This is a genomic window from Candidatus Thermoplasmatota archaeon, from assembly GCA_030018475.1.
Taxonomy (GTDB): domain Archaea; phylum Thermoplasmatota; class JASEFT01; order JASEFT01; family JASEFT01; genus JASEFT01.
The window spans coordinates 1-7,382 of the sequence record JASEFT010000065.1 but is presented as its reverse complement, the minus strand read 5'-3'; the positions used below and the strand labels follow the sequence as shown (position 1 = coordinate 7,382).

Genomic DNA, 7,382 nt, shown 5'->3' with positions numbered 1-7,382 from the left:
AAAAAGCCAGTAATATTTGTTGATGGAGGAGGTGTTAAGTTGACAGTCTCCTCTCAAGCCGATTGCGTATAACGTTCCCGGCATATCTGAAGTTCGCCTGATAGGGCGAATTGGAACAGAATTTGGTGGCAATCTTTTGGTTTCTGACGCAGTATACTTAAATATAACGAAATGTTATATTAACCCTATGGAGAAGGTCATTGGGTTAATATCTGATACTCATATACCTATAAGGGCAGAGAAGATCCCAGAAAAAGTTTTCTATATTTTTAAAGATGTAGATTTGATTATTCACGCTGGAGATTTAATAGAGTTAAAAGTAATCAAGGAGCTTGAGAAAATCGCTCCTGTAATAGCTGTTTATGGGAACATGGACAAAGACGAGGTTAAAGAAAAACTACCAGAAATAAGCTCTGTTAATATTTTGGATTGGAAAATCGGGGTGATGCATAACCCACATTCTTTTTTTGGGATGAGTAGAATGAGAAAAATTGCAAAACAAAATAAGTTTAAGATTTTTGTTTTTGGTCATACACATAAACCGCTAATTAAACAAGAAGAAATTTTATTTATTAACCCTGGCAGCGCAACCAATCCTTTACCACCATTTCTCGTAAAACCGTCTGTGGTGCTATTAAAAGTAACGAAAGAAAAAATTGAGCCGAAAATTGTTAAGATATAATGGACATTCCTTGACTCCTTTTAGCATTTCTTACTGCTTCAGTAAGTGCAGGTACAACCTCAAAAAGGTCGCCAACTATACCATAATCTGCTATATTAAAGATAGGCGCCTCAGGATCTTTATTAATTGCAATTATTAATTTGCTGCTTTTCATACCTACTTGATGCTGAATAGCGCCGCTAATACCGCATGCAATATAGAGTTTAGGACTCACTGTGGTACCGCTTTGTCCTACTTGCGCTTGCTTAGGAAGCCAGCCTTGCTCTACAACTACTCTGCTACCTCCTATAGCTGCGTTAAGCTCTTTGGCAAGCTCTTCAAGTATTTTAAAACCTTCTTTACTGCCTACGCCTCTTCCTCCAGCAACTATTATGTCAGCTTCTTCTATAGATTTTCCGGGCGGGGGAGGAATTTTTATCAATTCTTTTATTACAGTTCTTATTGCAGTTGCATTTAAATTCACATTCACGTTTATTATTTCAGCCTCTTTGCTATAGTTAGCCTCTCCTTTAGGCATGACGTTGGGTCTTACAGTAGCCATTTGTGGACGTGTAAAAGGTGTGATAATATCAGCCATTACATTACCGCCAAACGCAGGTCTTGTTTGAAGTAAAAGGCCATCTTTTATACTTAAGCCAGTGCAATCTGCAGTAAGTCCCAACTCAAGTGCAGCTGCAACGCGTGGCGCTAAATCTCTACCAAGCTTTGTAGCAGGATATATAACAATGTTGGGCTTGTATTTAGAAATCAATCCTATTATTATTGGTGCGTAGGCATCTGTAGAATAAGATTGTAGTAGTTCATGTTCTGCTAAATAAACTTTATCAGCTCCGTAGGCAGCAAGCTCTTTGCATAAATCTTTAATATTATTGCCGATGAGTAACGCGCAACAACCTTGATTTAAATCTTTTGCAAGCTCTTTTGCCTTAGTCAGTAATTCTAAACTTACAGATTTCAGCTTATCATCTTTTACTTCTGCAAATACCCATACATCTCTATATACAGAAAGATCTTCTGTTTTAACTCTTGTACGTATAAGCTCAATAGCTCCAAAGCCACAAGCTTCTACACAAGCTCCACATAAGGCGCAATGAGCTTGGATTTGAGCTTTTTTATCGATTATTTCAATAGCTCCGAAAGGACAAATTTTTGCGCAAATACCACAGCCTGTACATTTATCAAGCTCTACTTTTATCATTCTATTAGTTTCTGCTCTAACAGCAGTTTCACAATTTTTTTGCTTGCTTCTTTAGGCTCTTCACTCATAACAATACCTCTCTCTCTAACTGGCGGGGAATACACTTTTATTACTTGGGTTGGCGAGCCATCTAAGCCATATTTGCCTTTTTCAACCTCAAGGTCTTTCTCAGACCATATTAAAAGAGGCTTCTGCTTTGCTTTCATTATTCCGCTGAGCTTGGGATCGGCGAGTACAAAAGAGGTTGGCGGCAGAAATGCAAGCACTACTGGCAATTTCACTTCAATTAATTTATAGCCCTCTTCAGTCACGCTCTTAACTACAACTCTATTTTTAGCTCTATCTAGAGATTCTGCTCTTTCTACGTAAGTTACTTGAGGAATTAGCAAATTTTGCGCTAGCTCAGGAGCTACTTGCGCAGTATCCCCATCCATAGCCTGCTGGCCGCAGAATATAATATCGAAGTGCGAAAGTTTTTTTAACGCTTGCGCAAGCACATAAGAAGTAGCGAAAGTATCGCTTCCTGCAAATGCTCTGTCTGAAATCAAAACAGCTTTATCAGCGCCTAAAGCGAGGCATTTTAGCAAAGCTGATTGGGCTTGTAAAGGTCCCATTGAAAGAGCTATAACTTCGTCTTCGCTACTCTTTATTCTTAACGCTTCTTCAAGCGCGTATTGATCGAAATGGTTGAGTATGCTGGGAACGCCTTCTCTTATTAGAGTACCTGTCTTGGGATCGATTTTTATTTCAGTAACGCTTGGTACTTGCTTGACGCAGACAATGAAGCGCATTTCTCATCTATATGGCAAAAATTCTTTACCTAACAATTCTCTTGCTACTATTATTTTCATTATTTCTGTAGAGCCCTCTGCTAAAGTAAAAGAGCGCACTCCTCTAAGAGCTGTTTGGTCAGGGCACTCTTTTGTATATCCGAAAGCTCCCTGCCATTGCATTACATCATTTATTGCGTCAAAAGCCCATTTCGGCGAGAGCATTTTCGCCATTGCTATCGCTTTACTAACTTCAAACCTTTTTGCTTTGCCTTCTCTCTCTCTATCAAACAGCCAGAGCGCTTTATAGGCAAGTTCTCGAACAGCCTGAATTTTGCTGTAATGCTCTGCAAGCAGGAACTGTATACCTTCGTATTTTGCAATAGGCTTGCCGAAAGCCTTTCTTTCCTTAATATACTTAATACCGTTTTCAAGCGCTTTTGTAGCAGCGCCTATACACACAAGCGCTATAAGTCCTCTTGCCAGTTCGTAGCCTTCATGCACAATGTAAAAGCCTTTATTCTCCTCACCTATCAGATAATGGCTTGGTATTTCCACGTTTTCTATATTAAAACCGCCGCATGAAATTGCCTCCCTACCAAGATCTTCAAAATAGCTTGGAGTTATACCTTTAGAGCTGAGCGGCAAGTAGAACATAGTCATTCCTCTAGTACCGAGCTCTGGCATTTGCTTCGCTAGAGTTACATGGCCTCCGCCCCATTTTATTGCTTCTCTTACACCTGAAATGTAATTCTTTTCGCCATTCACTAAATAACCTTTCTCAGTTTTTGTTATTTTGGTGCGCATACTTGCCAAATCGCTACCAGCCTCGCTTTCTGTAGTTGCTATTCCTAAAAAATTCTCGCCTTTAGTTACTTTAGGTAAAATCTCAGATTTAGCTTCTTCTGTACCATATTTACTGAGCAAATAGCCCCAAGAAGCTTCTACCAAAAACACTACAGGTATAGAGCAAGTAGGGTCTGCTTTACCAAGCTCTTCCGCAGCTATGCCTGCAGTAACAGCGCTTGCGTTAATACCTCCATATTTTTCAGGCACTGTCATTGCAAGCAACTCAAAATCAGCAAGCTCTTTAAGCAAATCTTTAGGAATCTCTTTCTGCTCTTCTAAAATTTTCACTGCAGGCGCAATTTTTTTGGCGCAGAAATCTCTCAGACTCTCTCTAAACATTTCCTGCTCATCTGTAAATGTATAGTCCAACATTTTCAGCTCACCAAAAAAGTATAATTTTAGGGTGTATTAAAAATTAGCTTATAAACTCATCTTAGTATTAACAAGCAATAACTTGCGCTCACTATTCTTTACAACTTCAGCCAATACAAGCTCTTCATAAAGGTCTACTAAATTTTTCATCCACCGCTCTATAAGTAAAGAGCGCAACGTTAGTGATGAAGCTCCACGCTCCGTTCTTAGTTTATTAACGTAATATAGGAAGTCAGCTTCAGAAAGTCTTGCAGTTCTAGAAAGCGAGCCTATATTCTCTTCCCAGATTTTTTCTATATAATTTGCAAGTTCGGCTAGAAAACCTTCTCTTTTAGCGTTTGTTCCGCAACTTTCGTAAATGTTTAGCTGCACACCTTCTGGGAAACTTTTGGTGCTGCTCGATAGACCAAAATATGCAATAGCTGCTTTTTTTGCAATCTCTTTTCTAGTCATTTTTTATCTTTTTTCCTGATCTCTTCAATTATCTCCTTCGCTCTATCAACTCTTATTTCCTTCTCTTTAACTAAAATTTCCACTACTTTATCTATCTCTTTGCGTTTTGCGCCAGCCATTACTGCAATATTGTGTGCATGCAAGCTCATATGCCCTCTCTGAATACCTTCTTTGACAAGAGCTCTTAAAGCTGCAAAATTCTGTGCTAATCCAACACTTGCTAGTACTTCTGCTAGCTCATTTGCACTTTTTATTCCTAATATTTTTTTACATATCTTAGCTGTAGGGTGGATTGTTGCACCCCCAACAATACCTACAGCTATGGGCAGTTCAATAGTTCCTATCAAATCGCCACTCTCAGATTTTTCGTATTTAGTTAACGGTTTATAGCCATTTGAAGCTGCGTAAGCATGCGCTCCTGCCTCTAAGGCTCTGAAATCGTTCCCAGTTGCTATTGCTACTGCGTCTATTCCATTCATTATTCCTTTGTTATGAGTAGCACATCTGTAAATATCGTTACAGGCAAATTCCCAAGCTTTTATTATACCATTAACAATTTCTTCGCCACCTACCACTTTGCAGTCGAAAACTGCTTTTGCTCTCGCAATTCTATAGACAGCAAGGTTAGAAATTATTCTGAGTATTACTTTACCGCCAGTAATTTTTTCTATAAAAGGCGCAACAGCTTCGCACATTGTATTAACTACATTAGCGCCCATTGCATCTTTTACGCTTACAAGTAGATGCACCGCAAGCATTTTCTCAGATGATGTTATAATTTCTCTTAACTCAATATCTTTAGCGCCTCCGCCAAGCTTTACAAGTATAGGGTCTTTTTCGTTTGCAAGTTCTAAAATTTTTTCCTTCTCCCTTAACACATTCTTTTGTGCTTTTTTTATATTCTTTAAATCAACTATTTGAATCTGCCCTATCATTACAGGCTCTGTGGAAGTAGCTTCAAAGCCGCCTTTAATACGTGCGATTTTAGCGCCGTGTGAGCAGGCAGCTACTACACTTGTTTCTTCTATAGCCATAGGAATGAGATAGTCTTTACCATTAATTAAAAAATTAGTTGCTATGCCAAGAGGTAGTGGAAAGGTGCCTACAACGTTTTCTATCATTCTATTTATGAATGCGTTACTGCTATGAAGAATTTTTAAATCATTGTTACTTAAGCCTGCAAACTTTTTTAAAATTTTCAATCTTTCAGCTATAGAAAGATTATAGAATTTTGGAATTACAGACTGCATTATTCCTCTCCGAAGAACCCTCTGAGTACAGGATGCATTTCCATCATTTGCTCCCTGCCTATGAGCTCGTAAAATTGTATGATTATTCCTACGCAAAGGAGTACGCCCGTACCTGAAGTATTGCCTACAGTGCCTATCATATCTGCGCCCGCTGCTAAAGCGCCAACAAAAGCGCCTGAAATTACAGTAACGGCAGGTATGTATCTATCTAGCACGAGTTTTATAATGCGAGGGTCCCTTCTAAAGCCCGGTATTTGCAAGCCGCTTTCAGTTATTTGCTCTGCAACTGCAGCTGAGCCCATATTAGTAGTTTCTATCCAGAATTTAGCGAAAAGTATAGAGCCTATAATCATAACCCCTAGATAAATTGCTACATGGGCTACTATTTGTAGCTGAGATTTACCGTAAACTGCGTAGCTCCATCTCTGGTAATCTATTAATGGCAGTAGCCAATCGTAAAGCCCTCTTACGCGAGTTAGGTAGAAAGCAGCTCCGCCTATAGGCTCCGTAGACTGCGGTCCGTAAGCTCCAACCCAGTACTGCCCGCCAATAAGCGGTATTTTAGATAGTGTCGGATGCTGCCAGAGCAGTAATGAGAACATTTGCACATTTGCAAGCAATGCGCTCATTAAAATTACAGGGATGTTAGAAGCGTAAATTAACCTTATTGGGTATCTACCTCTGGCGCCTCTTACCCTTCCGTGCGCTAGCGGCAACTCTATTCTTGTAGATTCTACATAAGCTACAATAAAGAATATCAGCACAGTACCTACAAGTGCTATCATAGGGTTGGGCTGACCCAGCATTATGGTTTCATACCCTTCGCTTGCAAGCTGCTGTGCGTTCATATTCTGCGCAATGTAAATTGTCTTAGGTATTGTGCCTACTGGTAAATTCATAGCTCCGCGCTCTATAGAGGCAGGTAAGTTTGGATTGCCCAAAGCCCAATTGAAAGTACCTGTGAAAATAGCTTGACTTACACCTGCAGCTATAAACAAAGAAATTCCTGAGCCTATGCCCCATTTGCTAACAACTTCATCCATTAAGAATACTAGATAACTTCCTACGAATAACTGAGATATTATTATCCATCGCGCGCCCCAAAGACCTGCTCGCGCTATTAAATAGCTTGAAGGAGTGAGATAGCCAAATACTTGAGGAATGGCTTCTACAAATATCATTACTAGTACCAAAAATTTCTGAGTACCCTGATAGATAGCTTTGTCCTCAGACTTTGTTAAGTCTAGTCTGATTATTTTAGCGCCTACAAACAATTGCAATATAATAGAAGCTGTGACTATAGGACCAATTCCTAAATGCAGAATAGAGCCTGATTCGCCTGCCATTATAGCTCTAAAGCCTGCGAACATATCTAATGTAGGGCCTGACTCTAACCCGTAGAGCATTACGTTAGTGAGAATGAAGTAAAATATCAGTATAAGAATAGTCCATAGAAGTTTAGTTTTGAAATGGACATGGCCTTCAGGACGTTTTACTGCAGGTAAGCGCTCGACCAAAGGCTTTAACTTAAACAGCAAGCTTTTCTTCTCTTTTTCAATGTACATTTTTTTATAAACTCCATAGTATTCTTAGATATATAAAATCATCGTTCTTTGGAGTATGGCTGCGCTTAGTATCGAAGGAGAAACTCTTAAAAGTGTGTAGTCCGCGAATGCAATAATAGAAAGCTTGTGAGATTTTGGCTGCACAACAACTCCAAACTTTCTATACAACTTGTGGGCGGTCAGATGGTTTTACTGTTTTGTTCCTTTTAATTTCTTTCTCTTCTTCGCAATCACTGCAAAAGA

The 7,382-nt window shown here is 39.3% G+C and carries 7 protein-coding genes; 1 reads left to right on the top strand and 6 read right to left on the bottom strand.

Translation table 11 applies throughout. The features are described from left to right. Positions 1 to 187 precede the first annotated feature (187 nt). Positions 188 to 682: a metallophosphoesterase gene (locus QMD21_07015; GenBank protein MDI6856510.1), complete on the top strand. Its 495-nt coding sequence runs from the start codon at positions 188 to 190 to the stop codon at positions 680 to 682. Here QMD21_07015 and QMD21_07010 read toward each other — a convergent pair. The 6 genes from QMD21_07010 to secY are packed head-to-tail and all read right to left on the bottom strand — an operon-like array spanning position 672 to position 7,139. After that, positions 672 to 1,880 (bottom strand): electron transfer flavoprotein subunit alpha, encoded by a 1,209-nt coding sequence (locus QMD21_07010; protein MDI6856509.1) that lies wholly within the window; start codon positions 1,878 to 1,880, stop codon positions 672 to 674. The two genes, QMD21_07015 and QMD21_07010, sit on opposite strands and share 11 nt — an antisense overlap. Then, positions 1,877 to 2,671, bottom strand: coding sequence for an electron transfer flavoprotein subunit beta/FixA family protein (locus tag QMD21_07005; protein ID MDI6856508.1), 795 nt, complete (start codon positions 2,669 to 2,671; stop codon positions 1,877 to 1,879). The genes QMD21_07010 and QMD21_07005 overlap by 4 nt, the downstream gene beginning before the upstream one ends. 3 nt (positions 2,672 to 2,674) lie before the next feature. Beyond that, the gene (locus QMD21_07000) at positions 2,675 to 3,871 is read right to left on the bottom strand and encodes an acyl-CoA dehydrogenase family protein (GenBank protein ID MDI6856507.1); all 1,197 of its coding nucleotides are present in this window, start codon (positions 3,869 to 3,871) and stop codon (positions 2,675 to 2,677) included. Between the two features lie 48 nt (positions 3,872 to 3,919). Then, positions 3,920 to 4,324: a hypothetical protein gene (locus QMD21_06995; protein ID MDI6856506.1), complete on the bottom strand. Its 405-nt coding sequence runs from the start codon at positions 4,322 to 4,324 to the stop codon at positions 3,920 to 3,922. After that, the gene (locus tag QMD21_06990; GenBank protein ID MDI6856505.1) at positions 4,321 to 5,574 is read right to left on the bottom strand and encodes a hydroxymethylglutaryl-CoA reductase, degradative; all 1,254 of its coding nucleotides are present in this window, start codon (positions 5,572 to 5,574) and stop codon (positions 4,321 to 4,323) included. The genes QMD21_06995 and QMD21_06990 overlap by 4 nt, the downstream gene beginning before the upstream one ends. Beyond that, complete coding sequence (gene secY / locus QMD21_06985) at positions 5,574 to 7,139, bottom strand: preprotein translocase subunit SecY (protein ID MDI6856504.1); 1,566 nt, start codon at positions 7,137 to 7,139, stop codon at positions 5,574 to 5,576. The genes QMD21_06990 and secY overlap by 1 nt, the downstream gene beginning before the upstream one ends. Between the last annotated feature and the right edge of the window lie 243 nt (positions 7,140 to 7,382).

What these genes read in the sequence shown, in the direction of transcription:
- QMD21_07010 (MDI6856509.1), bottom strand. Translation starts at nt 1,880, where the DNA reads ATGATAAAAGTAGAGCTTGATAAATGTACAGGCTGTGGTATTTGCGCA.
- QMD21_07015 (MDI6856510.1), top strand. Translation starts at nt 188, where the DNA reads ATGGAGAAGGTCATTGGGTTAATATCTGATACTCATATACCTATAAGG.
- QMD21_06990 (MDI6856505.1), bottom strand. Translation starts at nt 5,574, where the DNA reads ATGCAGTCTGTAATTCCAAAATTCTATAATCTTTCTATAGCTGAAAGA.
- QMD21_07000 (MDI6856507.1), bottom strand. Translation starts at nt 3,871, where the DNA reads ATGTTGGACTATACATTTACAGATGAGCAGGAAATGTTTAGAGAGAGT.
- secY (MDI6856504.1), bottom strand. Translation starts at nt 7,139, where the DNA reads ATGTACATTGAAAAAGAGAAGAAAAGCTTGCTGTTTAAGTTAAAGCCT.
- QMD21_07005 (MDI6856508.1), bottom strand. Translation starts at nt 2,671, where the DNA reads ATGCGCTTCATTGTCTGCGTCAAGCAAGTACCAAGCGTTACTGAAATA.
- QMD21_06995 (MDI6856506.1), bottom strand. Translation starts at nt 4,324, where the DNA reads ATGACTAGAAAAGAGATTGCAAAAAAAGCAGCTATTGCATATTTTGGT.